Source organism: Acinetobacter pragensis (assembly GCF_001605895.1).
Taxonomy (GTDB): Bacteria; Pseudomonadota; Gammaproteobacteria; order Pseudomonadales; family Moraxellaceae; genus Acinetobacter; species Acinetobacter pragensis.
In genome coordinates this window covers 114,535-129,733 of record NZ_LUAW01000011.1, presented here as the reverse complement: position 1 = coordinate 129,733, position 15,199 = coordinate 114,535, and the positions used below count along the sequence as shown (strand labels likewise).

Sequence of the window (15,199 nt, the reverse complement as noted above, 5' to 3'; positions counted from 1 at the left end):
ATTCTTCCTTTAGAAATAAACGATTGTAATCTTGTATTCACGCTTTCTATTTCGCTATAGTTAGAGCAAGCGCAACGTAATGAAAGTATAAGCGATCATGCTGTTGAAAACTGATATAAATATCATCAAAACCATCACAATTGTGAGCCTTGGCTATTTTTTCTCAGGCTCTGTTCATGCAGAAGCCATTGACTGCTCAGCTCCCAGCCATTCTTTGCAAAAAGTGTGCTCTTCTGCTTTTTCTAAACAGCGGGATCACTTGGATAATCTTTACTTGACGGCTCTTTTGGTCACAGACGCACCTGCCCGAATTATAAAAGACACACAGTTAATGTGGGTGCAGCGCTTAAAGCAGTGCAAGAGCATCGACTGCTATAAGCAACAGATAGATTTGCGTGCAGACGATCTGAATATTTTTATGTCACTCAATCAAAGCCTTACTCAACACTACTTAAAATTTGAAGATGGCCATTTTGCACAGCAGCAAGTGCATATGAAAATTCATCAACTGAGCAAGGACCGTATAAAAATTGAGGGCATTGCTTACCGCAATCCCAACAACCGCACTGATACCCAGAGTCTCGCTTTTTTGGCTTATACAACACCAGAGCAAAAAACTGAAATTACCGACAATGAGCATGACTGCAAATACCAGTTTAATTACAGCAAAGCGATTCTTGCTGTTAAAACTGCGCAAAAAGGCTGTGAACGCTTTGCAGGCATTTACCGTTTGTATGATTAAAATGATTTAATAAAATAGAAGCTATCCCGCTCCTATTTTATTATTGCGATTTTCAGATTATTTAATTTGATCGATCAAGCGTTTTTCATAATCAGTTAAAGCATCATTCATGGTTGAGATCCATTTCGAACCCGTTGCCAAAGCAGTCGGTTTAGATATTTTTATATAAGTATGAATCGGTTTATTTGGGGAAGCAGCATTATAAATTTCCGTCTCAATTTCAGTATTAAGTGTTATATAAGAGAATCCTGGCTGCATCCAAGACCAAAATTTTTCTATTTTAACGGTCAATTCCAAATCCGGATAATCAGCTTTGGAAGCTGGCACAACCTGATAGCCTGCATGTAATAAGGCAGATTCGATACGCTTTTGCAGCACAAAAGCAACTGTCTCATCCTTTAATAAAATATCCCCCATGGCTTTGCCATAGCCGTTACGTTTACGGGCGATCGCTTTTGCTTTATCAAGCTCACTGGCCTTATGCACTCCACCTTTGAGTGAGGGAATATTTGCTTGCTTGGGCTTTTCTTCAAAAACACGCTTATCTTCAATAATTTTAATCACAGCAACTTTCGATGCTGATGCTTTAGAACTCAATGGTGCTACAGGCCCTTCTAGCGAAACTAATCCCCGTGTAGAAACACAGCCTGATAACCCAGCAATCAAAATTGAGCTGAACAAAATTTTTGTAAAACTATTCATCTTATTCCATTGTTTTAAAGTGATAAAAATCAAATTATTATAATGGAATTTAAAAATATTTCTGCAAAAAAAGCATGAAGTACATCTTCATGCTTGTCTATTGTTTAAACAGGATGCTGTGCAGCCACTTCATGACTAATCATTGCCGCTGTCGCTGCCGAAAGCGTCCATCCTAGGTGTCCATGCCCGGTATTGTAAAAAACACGCTCGCGCTTGCCGCGGTTCACAATAGGCATCATATTCGGCATCATAGGCCTCAAACCAGCCCAAGGTACTGAAAACTCTGTCGACAAGTCAAAATTCCGGTTCACCCAATCAATCAGCGGCTGAATTCGATCTGACCGGATATCACGGTTATAGCCATTAAATTCTGCAGTGCCTGCCACTCTTAAGCGGTCTGCGCCTAAACGTGAAGTGACTATTTTAGCGCTTTCATCCAGCAGGCTCACCCACGGCGCTTGCTGCCGGCTGTTTTCATCCCGCAGTTCCACCGTAATTGAATAGCCTTTTACAGGATAGACATTCACCCTATCACCCAGCATATCTGCCAACTGATAACTGCCAACCCCCCCGCAAACCACGACAGCATCGGCTTGCACTGAACCAATGGTGCCGGCCTCTACATCCATATTCTCATCACTGGCTTTAAACTGAATGGTCACCCCCTTTTCATGATGCTGTATTGATGTGACTTCTTGGCCAAATAAATACTCAACGCCATTTTTCTGCGTGACTGCGGCTAAGCTGGTTGTAAATTTATGAATATCCCCAGTGGCATCATCTGGGCAATAAAAACCGCCATAATATTCATCTTTCAGGCTGGGCTCTATGCTTTTGATCTCTTCATTACTGACTGCATGGCGCTCTAGACCGCCTTCACACAGCATGTCGTTAACACGGATCGCTGTCTCATAATCTGCTTTGGTATGATAAAAATGCAGAATTCCCCGTTTTTCTAAATTGAATTCAATTGCCTCTTTCTCCGCAATTTCAAACAAGCGTTTACGTGCCAGCAATGCCAGCCTGACCGTTTCTTGTGTATTCGCTTTATAGTGTTTTATATTGCCGAGAAACTCCATCAGCCATGCATATTTATGCATACTGAAACTGGGGTTTAACAATAAAGGGGCTGATTTCTGCGACATCCATTTAATGCCTTTCAGTACAGTAGCTTTTTGATTCCATACTTCAGCATTGCAGGCCGACAGCTGTCCGCCATTAGCAAATGAAGTTTCCATTGCAGGATATAGATGCTTATCGATTACAGTGACTTGATAACCCAAAAGGCTTAATTCATAGGCTGTAGTTACACCGGTAATTCCTGCGCCAATCACGGCAATTCGGCACATAGGCACTCCTTAAAATGCATTGAGCATTTCAAATCATTGCGCCTCATCTGTTTGGGTACCTGAGAGCTTCAATTAAGCTGAATGATTTCAGATTAACCTTCCCCCTTCGGTGAGCATTTCTTGGGTATGCTTCTCTCCAGATTTATTCAATTATTGCAGTCCTTTTGCCTGAGAGTTTCCTGAGGCTTTGCTCCTTCGGCGAGCGTCTAAACGCTTCTCTCCTGCAATAATTGCTTAATACCACTTTTTATAATATGAGCAATTTTTATACCAAATCCAAGTTTTATTTTAAGTTTCGTGTTATCAAGCTTATTCAGCATGGCTTAAAAAGCATAAAATCACTCATATCAAAATTCAAGCACGATCATTTATGCAGGCTTACCGCTTTAGCGATTTTTCAGAAAGCATTTTGCGCCATTCTATTGAAGAATTGACCCAGTCATCTTTATTGCACATTGCGGACTCTGATCATCTCAGCAGTTTTTACTGCCCTTTTGATGCAATTAATACAGAAGCAAAAATAGTTTTAGTCGGTATTTGTCCAGGTCAGACTCAATGGAAGAATGCCCTGCAATCTGCACAAGAAGGCTTAAAGCAAGGCTTGAATGAAACGGAAATACTCAAACTGGCCAAAACAGCAGGCGCTTTCAGCGGCCCTATCCGCGCAAATTTAGTCAAAATTCTGGATCATATTGGCCTGCATCAAAAACTGGGCGTTTCCAGTACTCATCTATTATTTGATGAACAGCAATGCATGGTGCATATGACTTCCGTGCTCCGTCAGTGCATCCTTAACAAAGGTAAAAACTATGCTGGAACAAGTCCAGATATGCTGAGAAACAGCTTTTTAAAACAGCATATAGACACTTATTTTGTGCCTGAAATTGTACAGTTGAAAAACGCCGTTTTTATTCCATTCGGTTCCAGTGTGGCTGAGGTGCTTTATCAGCTATCCAGCTTAGGCTATTTAAAGCAAGAACAAATTCTTGATGGCTTTCCGCACCCTTCCGGAGCAAATGCCGAACGTATTAAGTATTTTTTAGGGCAAAAACAGGCTTCCGATTTATCAGCAGCCACCAATGCCGTTGCAATCGATGAAGCTAAAATCAAGCTTTTAGAAAAAATTAAAAAATTGAATTTGACCTAACTGCACTCAATATTCGGCTCAGTAAAAATTCAGCACTGGTGAATGGTTCACCTTAAGCCTGCAGCGGCTAGACAATAAAGATTAGTTTTCCTTTGTGCATGTTTAGATATGTTCACTCTTTATTTAGTTTTTTATCCATATTTTTCAATGTAATAAAATTATTTCTGTACATCTTTAATCTTTGAGCAATTATCATAAATCTCTTTCGCTTTATGTGATGAATCAAACAAGTGCAGCTATAGATTTCCTTAGATGAATGAGATGTAACTCCACCAAAGGTATGCCTACATTTGCATCAATAGGATAGTCTTCTATGCGCTCTGATTTGACGTATCCACAACGCTCATAAAACGAAATTAACTCGGCGCGTACATTCAGCACATACATATCCAGCCATTTAATGTCAGCATGGGCTTGTGTAATATAATTTTCCGCAAAATTCAATAGCTTCCGTCCTAGACCCATATTTTGCAAAAAAGGATCAACACAGAAACTGCCTATTTCAGCTGTATCATAATTTATTGTTAATCCAATACAACCCCATATGCTTGATTCATTCTGCTGATGATCTTCCAACACCCAAAGTTCAAAATTCTGCAGCAGCAAACTCTCTTGCAATTGAGTTTGTGTAATGCGCGGCCCCGCCACAATTTCAGCTTCATTGGTCCAGCTTTGGCCAGTTTGACTGCGGTAAGCCTGATTCATTAATAAAGCCAAAGTCTGCAAATCATTTTGTTTCGCTAGCCTGAAGTTCAGGGCCATTTTTGCTCTCGCTTGTTAGACTATTATTCTTTTATCATCAATTAAATATAACTTGAATATCTGAAAATAAAAAAGCCAGATAAATATATCCAGCTTTTTAGTATCAAAATATAAATTTTACACTTTGATTATTTTGGTTCAATTGGCGCAAATGGTGCAACAACATCTGCATTTTGCGCGCGGTGGCGCATAAAGTGATCCATCAATACAATTGCCAGCATCGCCTCTGCAATTGGTGTTGCACGAACACCAACGCAAGGATCATGACGGCCTTTCGTTAACACATCAGTATTTTCACGGCTGATGGTGATGGTTTTGCCTGGCGTAGTAATGGAGGCCGTCGGTTTCAATGCAATAGCAACACGAATATCCTGACCGCTTGAAATGCCGCCTAAGATACCGCCAGCATGGTTCGCCAGAAATCCATCTACGGTCAATTCATCACGTGTTTCATGGCCAAACTGCTCTGCAACACCAAAGCCGTCACCGATTTCTACACCTTTTACCGCATTGATTGACATCATGGCATGCGCAATATCGGCATCTAAACGGTCAAATACCGGTTCTCCCCAGCCCACAGGCACTTTGGAAGCAATAATTTCCAGTTTTGCGCCGCAGCTGGTGCCTTGTTCACGCAATGACGTAACGAGCGCTTCAAAACGGGGAACAGCGTCAGCATCTCCACAGAAAAACGGATTGTTTACTACTTCATTCCAATCCAGTTTAGACGCTTTTTCAGTTCCGATTTGCGTTACGTGACCGCGGATTTCAATGCCGAATTTTTCAAACAAGAATTTTTTTGCAATCGCACCCGCTGCAACACGCATCGCCGTTTCACGCGCACTTGAACGGCCGCCACCGCGATAGTCACGGAAACCGTATTTCTGCGTATAAGTATAATCGGCATGGCCTGGGCGGAAAGTTTGGGCAATATTGCCATAATCTTTCGATTTTTGGTCAGTATTGCGAATCAGCAATCCGATCGAAGTGCCTGTGGTTTTTCCTTCAAACACGCCTGAAATAATTTCAACTTCATCCGGTTCTTTGCGCTGAGTCGCAAATTTAGATGTCCCCGGTTTGCGGCGGTCTAAATCTTTTTGCAAATCTTCTGCAGTCAGCGCTAAACCCGGCGGCACGCCATCTACAATGGCCATTAAGCCTACACCATGAGATTCGCCGCAAGTCGTGACACGGAAAAGTTGCCCAATACTATTGCCTGCCATGTTCAACGACTCCTTATGCTTGAACGGATTGGATAAATAAGTCTCTATATTTACGGCACTGTTCTGCAGTTAAAGCGAAAATGCCTGTACCGCCTTTTTGGAACTGCAGCCAGTAGAAATCAACCGTATTGAAGTTTTGGCGCATTGCCCATTCAGAATTGCCGACTTCAATGACAATTAATCCATCTTCCGTAAGATAATCAGCTGCTTGCGCAAGCATCTTACGCACTAGGTCTAAGCCATCCTGACCTGCGGCTAGAGCCATTTCAGGCTCATGATGGAATTCTTCCGGTAAATCCGCCATATCTTCCGCATCCACATAGGGTGGATTCGAAACGATCAGATCGTATTGATTCTCAGCTGGAATTTTTTCAAACAAGTCAGATTCAAGCAATGCAATCTGATACTGCTTGTCATGATGTTCACAGTTAATCTGAGCAACTTCTAAAGCTTCTTTCGACAGGTCAGTTGCATCCACTTCTGACTCAGGGAATGCATACGCCAAAGCAATTGCAATACAGCCAGAGCCTGTGCACATATCCAAAATGCGCTGCGGTGTTTTAGGATTTGGATTTTCAGGCAAATTATTGACTGCTGCGCCTACTTTTCCATTTTCACCTAAGCAATACGGAGCAAAATTATTTTCAATTAATTCTGCAATCGGAGAACGCGGAATCAATACACGCTCATCCACATAAAAAGGCTTGCCGTAAAAATAAGCTAAGTTCAGCAAATAAGAAGTCGGCACTTTCTCATTGATGCGGCGCTCGAGTAAAGCTAGAAATTCTGCAGCTTCACTCGGCAAAACTTTTGCATCTAAAATATCAGAGTGGGCATTCCAGTCGAGAGACAAAGTCTGCAGAATCAATGCGGAACTTTCAGCAAAATAGTCTTCTGTGCCTTGGCCTAAATGTGCATCGTATTGACGTAAAGCTGACACTCCAAAACGGATAAAATCACGGATAGTGGTTAAGTTTTCAGCAGCTTCCTGTATATGTTCAGGGCTAATAGTCGGTCGATCCACTTAAGGCGTCTCCAAGGTCATATTTTTAAACGCCTTATGATACCTTAGTTTTAATGGCTTTTTTAAGCTTTCAACTGCAGAATAATGAATTATTCAAAAGTCAGCGTTTTCTTTTCATAAAACCCTGCACGATCGACAGTCATACCTAGAATGCATTTCTGCTGCTGAATGACCGCATATACAGAGGAAGTATTTGAACGGCAAACTTTATTCACACGGGATGCCCAAAGCTGGTGCTGAGTCTGATAGTTTTCTTCAAACTCTCCTGAATTTTTCAAATATTTTTTATAATATTTATCCAATTTTTTATTCTGTAGTTTTAATTCATCTTTGATGCATTCTTGGATCGTATCTGTATCTCCGTATGTCGCAGTCATACATTGCTGATATTTTTTTGTTACCCCCGCAGCAAAAGCTGTGTCAACATTACACGCCATTAAGGCAATAATCATAAAACCCCAGAAACGCATTTCTTTCCCCTTGCCTTATTTGGCAGCATACTGCAAAAACTATTTTTTTAATTTTTTAGATACTACAGCAATCAATTATAGAATCCTATATATGGCAATTGAAAATCAAAGCTCAATTTTACAAATGCCGCTATAGCTGTTAAAAAATTATGATATGAACAGTATTGAAACTTTCATTTCTGCCCTCATTATTTATTAAAATAATTGCACTTTTAAACAGCAGTTCTATTTATGAGCTATAAGCACAACAACTTAATGGCCATGCGCCAAAGTTACTGGAATGATGTCCAATCTCCTAAAGTCATTCAAGAAAAAGAGTATTTTCAGCAGATTCTGATAGAACAAGGCATTTTTCAAACCGCAACAATTGAAGATGCTAAGCAGCTTTTTTTCAGCCTGCCCAGTATTATTATTGTAAAGGGTTATGCCAGCGGCTTCTTAAATCACGCTGTACAGCATTTAATTAGCCAGCATATCCAAGAAAATAAGGCTCTGCTGCAGCAAAAAACGGCAATGAAGATTAAATTCCGTCTTTAGGCACTGTACCGCCCTTATAGCGACGGTTTGATCACCATACGCTGCATAACTTTACTGCTTATTCAGCACGTTAAACTTTTTTAATACGCGCAGACACGGTAAGATTCGCTACAATGAATTACTCTGCTATTTGCTGATTAAAGGATTTAGTTTACATGTCAGATCAGAACGATAAGCTCAAACAACTGAAAACTTCATCAATGGATCGACGCTTATCGATTGCAAAAGCATCTTTACTTGCAGGAACCCGCTGGGCTGCTTCAAACGCGACGTCAATTTTTTCCAGTGAGGAAGAAAAAGAACGCAAGCGCAAAAAAGCGATGAAAGAGCAAGCCGACTATTTAGTTGCCGAAATTGGCAAACTAAAAGGTTCAATTGTAAAGATTGGTCAAATGATGGCATTGTACGGTGAGCATTTTCTGCCGGAAGAAATCACTCAAGCGCTGAATACTCTCAACAATCAAACCGTTGCACTAGCATGGCCAGCAATTAAAGCCCAATTACACGTACAGCTTGGGGCCAAGCTTGATGATCTGACCATCGACCGGGAACCTTTAGGCACAGCATCTTTAGCGCAAGTACACCGTGCCACACGTAAATCTGACGGTTTGGAAATTGTTTTAAAAATTCAATATCCTGGTGTTGCAGATGCAATAGATTCAGATATGAATCTCTTTAGAAATATGCTTAAACTTACCCGCATCGTGCCTCAAACCCGTGAGTTTGACCAATGGTTTGATGAAGTGCGTGAAATGATGCACCGTGAAGTCAATTATAAAATTGAAGCTGAAACTACCCGCCGTTTTGCATCACGCTTAAAAGATGATCCGCGCTATATCGTGCCGCAAATTATTGATGATTATTGTACTGATCAAGTTCTATGCATGACTTTTGAACGCGGTGTACCAATCAACAGCCCCGTGATGCTGTCATTGCCGCAAGACCGTCGCAATGCTTTAGGTGAAGCGTCCCTTGAAATAGCAGTCCGCGAACTGTTTGAATGGGATGAAATGCAAACTGATCCGAACTTCGGCAATTATTTAGTGCGCTTAGGCAATGGAGCCGATGTACATGATAAGATCGTGCTTTTGGATTTTGGCGCCATCCGCCAGTTTGATCAGCATTTACTGAAAGTTGCCCGCAACCTTATTTTTGCAGGCTACAACCATAGTTCCTCAGAAATGGTGGAAGCTATGACAGGCTATGATTTCTTTGATTCAATTCCTCAAAGCATTAAGCCTGATATGGCGAAAGTATTTTTACTGGCCACTGAAGCCTTCAGTACGCTTTTAAATAACCCTGATTTACCTGTAGGCGTGATGGATGAACAAAACCGTTATGACTGGAAAAAAAGCATGCTTCATAGCCGCGTAATGCAGCAGACTTCTAAATCTATGGCTTCCCGTTATTTTAGTGTCCCGCCTAAAGAGTTCATGTTTATTAGCCGCAAATTTATTGGCGCTTATACTTTTATGACGGTAATTGAAGCAAAAACCAATGTCAGAAAGATGATTCAAAAATATAAATAAAGCTTTTTTGACCTGAATCACTTTTGTCATTCAGGTCAATTCCCTCATCAAATTAAAATAATTTAAAAACCACATATTATTTCATATCAAAAGCTTAGCAACAAGCTACCACCAGTGTCTGCCGTTCATCAATGACAATGAACTATGTCAGCTTTGACATAGTTTTTTTTCAGCCCCCATGTCAGCATAAATTTAGAAACATAATCCCTTACTGGACAAATAAAAATGAATGACATGGTGAATAAAGCGCAAGGATTTGGGCTGTCATTGCTGACTAAAATCGCAGGCAGCGATGTATTAGACCAGCTGAAATTGAGAAAATTTATTGAAAAATCAATATATCAAGGCTCAAAAGCAAGCTTTAAAACACTCAGTAAAACTCAAAAAGCATTCAAGTCGAAAAAAAATGTTCATAAACAGCGCCTGCCAAATCAGTCAAAGTCATTATTTGATTTGAGCTTATCAGAAGAACAGCAAATGACTTGTGACGCGATGGAACAATTTGCACAAGAAGTTCTTTTCCCTTTAGCACATCTTGCAGATCAAAATGAAAAATTCCCCATAGAATTGCATCAATACAGCATCGATCTAGGCTTAAATTTTTATGCACTTCCCGAAGCCCTCGGCGGTGTCGCTGCTGAAAAAAATATTATCAGCAACATCTTAATCGCAGAACAGTTATCTAAAGGTGATTTCAGCTTAAGCGCAGGCCTGCTTTCGACATTCAGCGTAATCAATGCCATCACGCAATGGGGATCTGAAGCAATCCAATCAAAATATTTGTCCAGTTTTGCAGAAGATGCAGAAATAAAAGCAAGCTTTGCCGTACAAGAAGCAACCGCGGCTTTCGACCCTTTCAAGCTTAAAACCAAAGCCGTCAAATCCAACGGGCATTACCGTATTTCAGGTGAAAAAACACTGGTTCTTTTAGGTGAGTCAGCTGATGTTTTACTGGTTTCTGCTGAATCAGATGGAATATCCGACGTTTTCACAGTGATCCGCGATGACAGTATAACTGTAAAAAAAACACCTGCTATGGGACTCAAAGCTACAGAAACCGTTACGCTGCATTTCAATAATACGCCAGCAGAACGGTTAGGTGATGATGATTTCGACTACACAGCATTTCTCGACCTCGGAAACTTAATGTGGTGCGCTATGGCTGTTGGCACCTGTGAGGCTGTAAAAAAATACTGCATTCAATATGCCAACGAACGGACTGCTTTTGGCGAGCCTATCTCTCATCGTCAAAGTGTGGCCTTTATGATTGCAGATATGGCGATCGAAATTGAAGCTATGCGCATGCTGGTTTTGAATGCGGCAAGCTTGGCGGAATCCGGCAAGCCATTCCATCGTGAAGCATATTTAGCCCGCCTGCTTTGTGCTGAAAAATCAATGAAAATTGGCACGGATGGCGTGCAGATTCTTGGCGGTCATGGCTTTACTAAAGAACACCCTGTAGAACGCTGGTATCGGGACTTGCGCGCGACAGCCATTATGCACTCAGGACTTCACGCCTAAATAAGTATAAAAGGAATAAATTAAGATGAACTTACAGAACCCTAAAAAATTCAAAATGCTGATTGATCAGGCGCATGAAGTTGCACTGAATGTATTGCGCCCTATATCCCGAAAATATGATAAAGCTGAGCATGCCTATCCTAAAGAATTAGATATGCTCTCATCCTTAGTCGATGGCATGAACGAAGGCGGTGACGGCATGAATGCAGGCGCTGCTGTAAATAAACGCGGCGACAACGATACCGGTAACAAAAATGGCGTCAATATGTCTACAGCCCTGAGCATTATTGAGATGTGTTATGGCGATACCGGCCTCTTGCTCAGTATGCCGCGTCAAGGGCTCGGCAACTCAGCTATTGCGGCTGTAGCCAATGATGAACAGCTTATCCGCTTCCATGGCGCTTGGGCAGCTATGGCCATTACCGAACCCGGCTGCGGTTCAGACTCAGCGGCCATCCGCACCACTGCAACTCAAGATGGCGATGACTACATTCTCAACGGCGAGAAAATCTTTGTAACCTCGGGCCAGCGTGCCGATTCTGTTGTAGTTTGGGCAACTATAGATAAAAAATTAGGCCGCGCTGCGATTAAATCTTTTGTTGTGCCGAAAGGTACGCCAGGCATGAAGGTAGAACGCTTAGAGCATAAATTAGGAATTAAAGCTTCAGATACCGCAGCAATCAGCTTTATTGACTGTCGCGTGCCTGCGGCAAACCTGCTAGGCAATCCGGAAATTGATGCGGCCAAAGGCTTTGCCGGTGTTATGGAAACCTTTGACAATACGCGGCCGCTGGTTGCGGCCATGGCTATAGGCTGTGCTAAAGCTTCATTAGAGCGTATTAAAGAACTTTTTAAGGATGAGCTGGACGATAATTATTCAACACCTTATTTACAGACGTCCAATCTTGCCGCACAGATTTATCGCTTAGAAGCCGAATGGGAAGCAGCCCGGTTACTTATGCTGAAAGCCGCTTGGATGGCCGACAATAAAAAACCGAACTCGCGTGAAGCATCGATTGCTAAAGCGAAAGCTGGGCGTATAGGCAATGAAATTACACTCAAATGTGTAGAATTAGCTGCAGGTGTGGGATATAACGAAGATGAGCTACTTGAAAAATGGGCCCGTGATTCAAAGATATTAGATATTTTTGAGGGTACACAGCAAATTCAGCAACTGATCATCGCTCGACGGGAATTAGGAAAATCGTCGAGTGAATTGAAATAAGCTGCTAATCTTCATCAGTTTTTAAAATATAAAAGATGGATTTCCTCCACAAAATGTAATATAAAAAGTCCATCTTTTATTATTCAGCCGCCATGCTTCCATGTATAAAATCCGTACGATTGAACAAAAAGACAATGTAAAAATAGCTTATCTAATTCGTGAAGTATCCAAAGAGTTTGGCTTGGCTGCAGAATCTGGATTCGCTGTTGCAGACCCAATATTGGATAACCTATATCAAGTTTACCAACAGCCAAATGCTCAATATTGGGTGATTGAAAGTGATCAAGGAGAAATCTTGGGTGGTGGCGGAATAGCTCCGCTTCAAGGTGATTTCAGCATTTTAGAGATACAGAAAATGTATTTTGATGATGCTATACGTGGGCATGGGCTTGCCAAGCAAATACTATCACTAGCTTTTGAGTTCGCAAAACAGCAGCAATTCAAATTATGCTATTTAGAAACAACCGCTTCCTTATGGCAGGCAGTCAAGCTGTATGAAAAATTAGGTTTTGAGCATTTAGATGCACCAAAAGGCTATACTGGACATAGCCATGCTTGTGAAATATGGATGCAGAAACAACTATAATCATACTTAGGCTATTTTTTAAAATCGACTTAATTAGCTATAGCCGATTACGATGTGAATCGTAATTTTGCCTATACTGATTTAGCTTTAATTACTCCAATCCCGAGTACGGGCTAAGCACCCATCGCATAACCGAATAATGGATATAATTAAGCTTCATTTTCAAAACATTATGCAAAAGCACAGTTTTAAAATCATCTATTTAAGACTATTACATGGTTTATCTTCATCACTCCGTTCAAATAAAGTACTGAATTAACAAATCCATAAAAATCCTTATGCAGCCTGAACTTGACGGACTATAAAGGTCTGCATATCATCATCAGAATCATTATTGTCAATGGATATACATTTTGCTGAATACCCAGTTTTTTCAACATCCACTATTATTTAAGATTCCTCATTTTAAGTCTTTTACACTTATAACGGCTGCCTTGGTCATGACCGGCTGCTCTTCACTTGGTGGTGGATCTGTTGAAAAACGCTCACTTAAATTGGCTAATGGTATTCAAAAAGCTTACTCCGTGGAACCAACTACAGCGCAACGTGTTGCCCCAATGATTGTACTCAGCGCAGAACGCTACAATGTAGATCCATTACTTCTCGCTGCAGTTATTCGTCAGGAATCCAGCTACCGTAATTATGCCGTTTCACCCGCAGGAGCAATAGGACTTACTCAAGTAATTCCCCGCTATTGGCAACAGAGCTGTCCAGGCGATTTATTTGAAGAACTCAACAATATTAACTGTGGCACCTATATTTTGGCCAACTACAACCAAAGAACAGAAAGTTGGCCAAAAGCGCTTGCCTACTATAACGTCGGGCCTACAGGCTATAACACAGACAACCGCATGAAGAAACAAGGTAAACGGTACGCCAAACAAGTTAAACAGCATCAAAATCTCTTAAAAAGTGCATTATGATCAAGATCACATAAACACTGGAAAAGATCCGTAAAATAATTATTAAATCACAATTTACATCTAAAAATTACGAGTTGCGCAATAAGATTGCCACAATGGTGGCAGGTAAAAACACTTACAGATCGGAAATAAAAAATAAAATATTGCCCGACTTGCCAAAATCATTAGCTGTGATCGGCAGCGGTGTTATTGCCATAGAACTGGCGCAGGCTATGCATAGACTCGGTGTAAAAACCACAATATTTGCACGCAGCCGAAAAGTCGGGACCTTAACCAGCCCAAATCTTCAACTGCTGGCTCAAAAAGAATTACAGACTGAGTTAGACATTAAATTTGAAGTACTGCCAAAGACAGTTGCAAACACACAGGCTGGCGTTGAAATTACATATGAAGAAAATGGGGCTGAATTGACCTTAATTACTGATTATTTACTGACAGCAACTGGCCGAGACAGTAATTTACAAAATTTAAAATTAGAAAATATTAATAAGGCGTTCACCGATTTAAAAAAACTTCCTGTTGATCCTCAGACAAAGCAGTTGATGCATTACCCTATTTTTATTGTTGGTGACGCGAAAACTGCTACACCGATTCAGCATGAAGCGGCCCATGAAGGTAAATTCGCTATTCATAATGCGTTAAATTATCCCAAAGTTAAATCATTAAAAACATTGCCTCCTCTAGGCATCGTTTTCAGCTCACCCGAAATGGCGACAATCGGACAAAGCTTTAAAGATCTAAAGAATAATAACATTGAATTTGTAACAGGCTTTGTATCCTATGAAAAACAAGGGCGCGCGCTCGTTCTAGGAAAAAATAAAGGCGCGGCTGAAATTTACGTAGATAAAATGTCAAGAAAAGTTTTAGGATCTGAACTTTTTATAGAATCGGCAGAACATCTCGCACATTTGCTGGCTTGGATGATTTCAGAACAACTCACCGTTGATGATGCCCTGACTAAACCGTTCTATCATCCAACCTTAGAAGAAGGCCTTCGCACTGCCCTCAAGCATGCACGCAGACAGCTCAATCCTATTTAAGCATTGAATTAAGCCTTTATTTGTTTCTATTTCCTTCGTGATTGGGAGTATTCCTTCTTTTATTTTCCCTTTTCCTGCACATAAAAAAACACCCCCTGGGTTATCAGGGGGTGTTTCGAATAATGAGCTGGCGATGACTTACTCTCACATGGGTAACCCCACACTACCATCAGCGCTAAGAGGTTTCACTTCTGAGTTCGGGAAGGGATCAGGTGGTTCACTCTTGCTATTGTCGCCAGCACAACTGTTATGGACTTGTTCGGGTCTTATTTGGGCTGTATTTCACAGCGCATGCCTTACTTCGTACCAAATGAGTTATTAACAGGTATATTTGAGTTGAACATTGTCTTACTAACGCTATTCTGAATCAAGCTGTTTTGCTTAATATTGAATCAATTGAAGCATGATATACAGCTGCT

At 41.0% G+C, this 15,199-nt stretch carries 14 protein-coding genes, 1 rRNA gene, 1 pseudogene and 1 riboswitch; of the genes and pseudogenes, 9 read left to right on the top strand and 7 right to left on the bottom strand.

Annotation, left to right across the window (positions count from 1 at the left end):
• The first annotated feature begins 97 nt into the window (after positions 1-97).
• Positions 98-742, top strand: a complete 645-nt coding sequence (locus tag AZH43_RS02980; protein ID WP_067666453.1) for an A1S_1983 family putative colistin resistance protein — start codon at positions 98-100, stop codon at positions 740-742.
• A 57-nt stretch (positions 743-799) separates the two neighbouring features.
• Here the strand turns inward: AZH43_RS02980 and AZH43_RS02975 are convergent, their stop codons facing one another.
• Both AZH43_RS02975 and AZH43_RS02970 read right to left on the bottom strand, forming a co-directional pair.
• Positions 800-1,444: a YajG family lipoprotein gene (locus tag AZH43_RS02975; RefSeq protein WP_067666450.1), complete on the bottom strand. Its 645-nt coding sequence runs from the start codon at positions 1,442-1,444 to the stop codon at positions 800-802.
• A 104-nt stretch (positions 1,445-1,548) separates the two neighbouring features.
• On the bottom strand, positions 1,549-2,793 hold the full coding sequence (locus AZH43_RS02970; protein ID WP_067666444.1) for a D-amino acid dehydrogenase: 1,245 nt from the start codon (positions 2,791-2,793) through the stop codon (positions 1,549-1,551).
• Positions 2,794-2,939: 146 nt separating this feature from the next.
• A riboswitch (glycine riboswitch) is annotated at positions 2,940-3,027 on the bottom strand.
• Between the two features lie 136 nt (positions 3,028-3,163).
• On the opposite strand from AZH43_RS02970, the gene AZH43_RS02965 reads away from it, so the two are divergent.
• Positions 3,164-3,940 carry a uracil-DNA glycosylase family protein gene (locus AZH43_RS02965; protein WP_067666442.1) on the top strand — a complete coding sequence of 259 codons (777 nt, stop codon included), beginning with the start codon at positions 3,164-3,166 and terminating at the stop codon, positions 3,938-3,940.
• Positions 3,941-4,162: 222 nt separating this feature from the next.
• Here AZH43_RS02965 and AZH43_RS02960 read toward each other — a convergent pair whose 3' ends face one another.
• From AZH43_RS02960 to AZH43_RS02945, 4 genes are all read right to left on the bottom strand, one after another.
• A complete protein-coding gene (locus AZH43_RS02960) occupies positions 4,163-4,645 on the bottom strand; it encodes a GNAT family N-acetyltransferase (RefSeq protein ID WP_227509770.1) in 483 nt (160 codons plus the stop codon).
• Positions 4,646-4,830: 185 nt separating this feature from the next.
• Positions 4,831-5,925: a chorismate synthase gene (aroC, locus tag AZH43_RS02955; protein WP_067666438.1), complete on the bottom strand. Its 1,095-nt coding sequence runs from the start codon at positions 5,923-5,925 to the stop codon at positions 4,831-4,833.
• Positions 5,926-5,938: 13 nt separating this feature from the next.
• Positions 5,939-6,949 (bottom strand): 50S ribosomal protein L3 N(5)-glutamine methyltransferase, encoded by a 1,011-nt coding sequence (gene prmB, locus AZH43_RS02950; RefSeq protein ID WP_067666436.1) that lies wholly within the window; start codon positions 6,947-6,949, stop codon positions 5,939-5,941.
• Positions 6,950-7,038: 89 nt separating this feature from the next.
• Positions 7,039-7,419, bottom strand: a complete 381-nt coding sequence (locus AZH43_RS02945; protein ID WP_067666434.1) for a lysozyme inhibitor LprI family protein — start codon at positions 7,417-7,419, stop codon at positions 7,039-7,041.
• Positions 7,420-7,650: 231 nt separating this feature from the next.
• Here AZH43_RS02945 and AZH43_RS02940 point away from each other — a divergent pair, with 231 nt between their 5' ends.
• From AZH43_RS02940 to AZH43_RS02910, 7 genes and pseudogenes are all read left to right on the top strand, one after another.
• The gene (locus tag AZH43_RS02940; RefSeq protein ID WP_067666432.1) at positions 7,651-7,956 is read left to right on the top strand and encodes a hypothetical protein; all 306 of its coding nucleotides are present in this window, start codon (positions 7,651-7,653) and stop codon (positions 7,954-7,956) included.
• Positions 7,957-8,111: 155 nt separating this feature from the next.
• Positions 8,112-9,485 (top strand): ABC1 kinase family protein, encoded by a 1,374-nt coding sequence (locus AZH43_RS02935; protein WP_067666430.1) that lies wholly within the window; start codon positions 8,112-8,114, stop codon positions 9,483-9,485.
• A 234-nt stretch (positions 9,486-9,719) separates the two neighbouring features.
• On the top strand, positions 9,720-11,006 hold the full coding sequence (locus tag AZH43_RS02930; RefSeq protein WP_171254418.1) for an acyl-CoA dehydrogenase family protein: 1,287 nt from the start codon (positions 9,720-9,722) through the stop codon (positions 11,004-11,006).
• A 25-nt stretch (positions 11,007-11,031) separates the two neighbouring features.
• A complete protein-coding gene (locus AZH43_RS02925) occupies positions 11,032-12,231 on the top strand; it encodes an acyl-CoA dehydrogenase family protein (RefSeq protein WP_067666422.1) in 1,200 nt (399 codons plus the stop codon).
• A gap of 100 nt (positions 12,232-12,331) precedes the next feature.
• On the top strand, positions 12,332-12,817 hold the full coding sequence (locus tag AZH43_RS02920) for a GNAT family N-acetyltransferase (protein WP_067666420.1): 486 nt from the start codon (positions 12,332-12,334) through the stop codon (positions 12,815-12,817).
• Between the two features lie 440 nt (positions 12,818-13,257).
• Entirely contained in the window at positions 13,258-13,740 is a 483-nt protein-coding gene (locus AZH43_RS02915; RefSeq protein WP_081406760.1) for a lytic transglycosylase domain-containing protein, read from the top strand.
• A gap of 143 nt (positions 13,741-13,883) precedes the next feature.
• Positions 13,884-14,780 (top strand): annotated as a pseudogene (locus AZH43_RS02910) (FAD-dependent oxidoreductase); the annotation flags it as partial.
• Positions 14,781-14,905: 125 nt separating this feature from the next.
• Here AZH43_RS02910 and rrf read toward each other — a convergent pair.
• Positions 14,906-15,020 (bottom strand): 5S ribosomal RNA (gene rrf, locus AZH43_RS02905).
• Positions 15,021-15,199: the final 179 nt, after the last annotated feature.

What these genes read in the sequence shown, in the direction of transcription:
- AZH43_RS02980 (WP_067666453.1), top strand. Translation starts at nt 98, where the DNA reads ATGCTGTTGAAAACTGATATAAATATCATCAAAACCATCACAATTGTG.
- AZH43_RS02975 (WP_067666450.1), bottom strand. Translation starts at nt 1,444, where the DNA reads ATGAATAGTTTTACAAAAATTTTGTTCAGCTCAATTTTGATTGCTGGG.
- AZH43_RS02970 (WP_067666444.1), bottom strand. Translation starts at nt 2,793, where the DNA reads ATGTGCCGAATTGCCGTGATTGGCGCAGGAATTACCGGTGTAACTACA.
- AZH43_RS02965 (WP_067666442.1), top strand. Translation starts at nt 3,164, where the DNA reads ATGCAGGCTTACCGCTTTAGCGATTTTTCAGAAAGCATTTTGCGCCAT.
- AZH43_RS02960 (WP_227509770.1), bottom strand. Translation starts at nt 4,645, where the DNA reads ATGAATCAGGCTTACCGCAGTCAAACTGGCCAAAGCTGGACCAATGAA.
- aroC (WP_067666438.1), bottom strand. Translation starts at nt 5,925, where the DNA reads ATGGCAGGCAATAGTATTGGGCAACTTTTCCGTGTCACGACTTGCGGC.
- AZH43_RS02945 (WP_067666434.1), bottom strand. Translation starts at nt 7,419, where the DNA reads ATGCGTTTCTGGGGTTTTATGATTATTGCCTTAATGGCGTGTAATGTT.
- AZH43_RS02940 (WP_067666432.1), top strand. Translation starts at nt 7,651, where the DNA reads ATGAGCTATAAGCACAACAACTTAATGGCCATGCGCCAAAGTTACTGG.
- AZH43_RS02935 (WP_067666430.1), top strand. Translation starts at nt 8,112, where the DNA reads ATGTCAGATCAGAACGATAAGCTCAAACAACTGAAAACTTCATCAATG.
- AZH43_RS02930 (WP_171254418.1), top strand. Translation starts at nt 9,720, where the DNA reads ATGGTGAATAAAGCGCAAGGATTTGGGCTGTCATTGCTGACTAAAATC.
- AZH43_RS02925 (WP_067666422.1), top strand. Translation starts at nt 11,032, where the DNA reads ATGAACTTACAGAACCCTAAAAAATTCAAAATGCTGATTGATCAGGCG.
- AZH43_RS02920 (WP_067666420.1), top strand. Translation starts at nt 12,332, where the DNA reads ATGTATAAAATCCGTACGATTGAACAAAAAGACAATGTAAAAATAGCT.
- AZH43_RS02915 (WP_081406760.1), top strand. Translation starts at nt 13,258, where the DNA reads ATGACCGGCTGCTCTTCACTTGGTGGTGGATCTGTTGAAAAACGCTCA.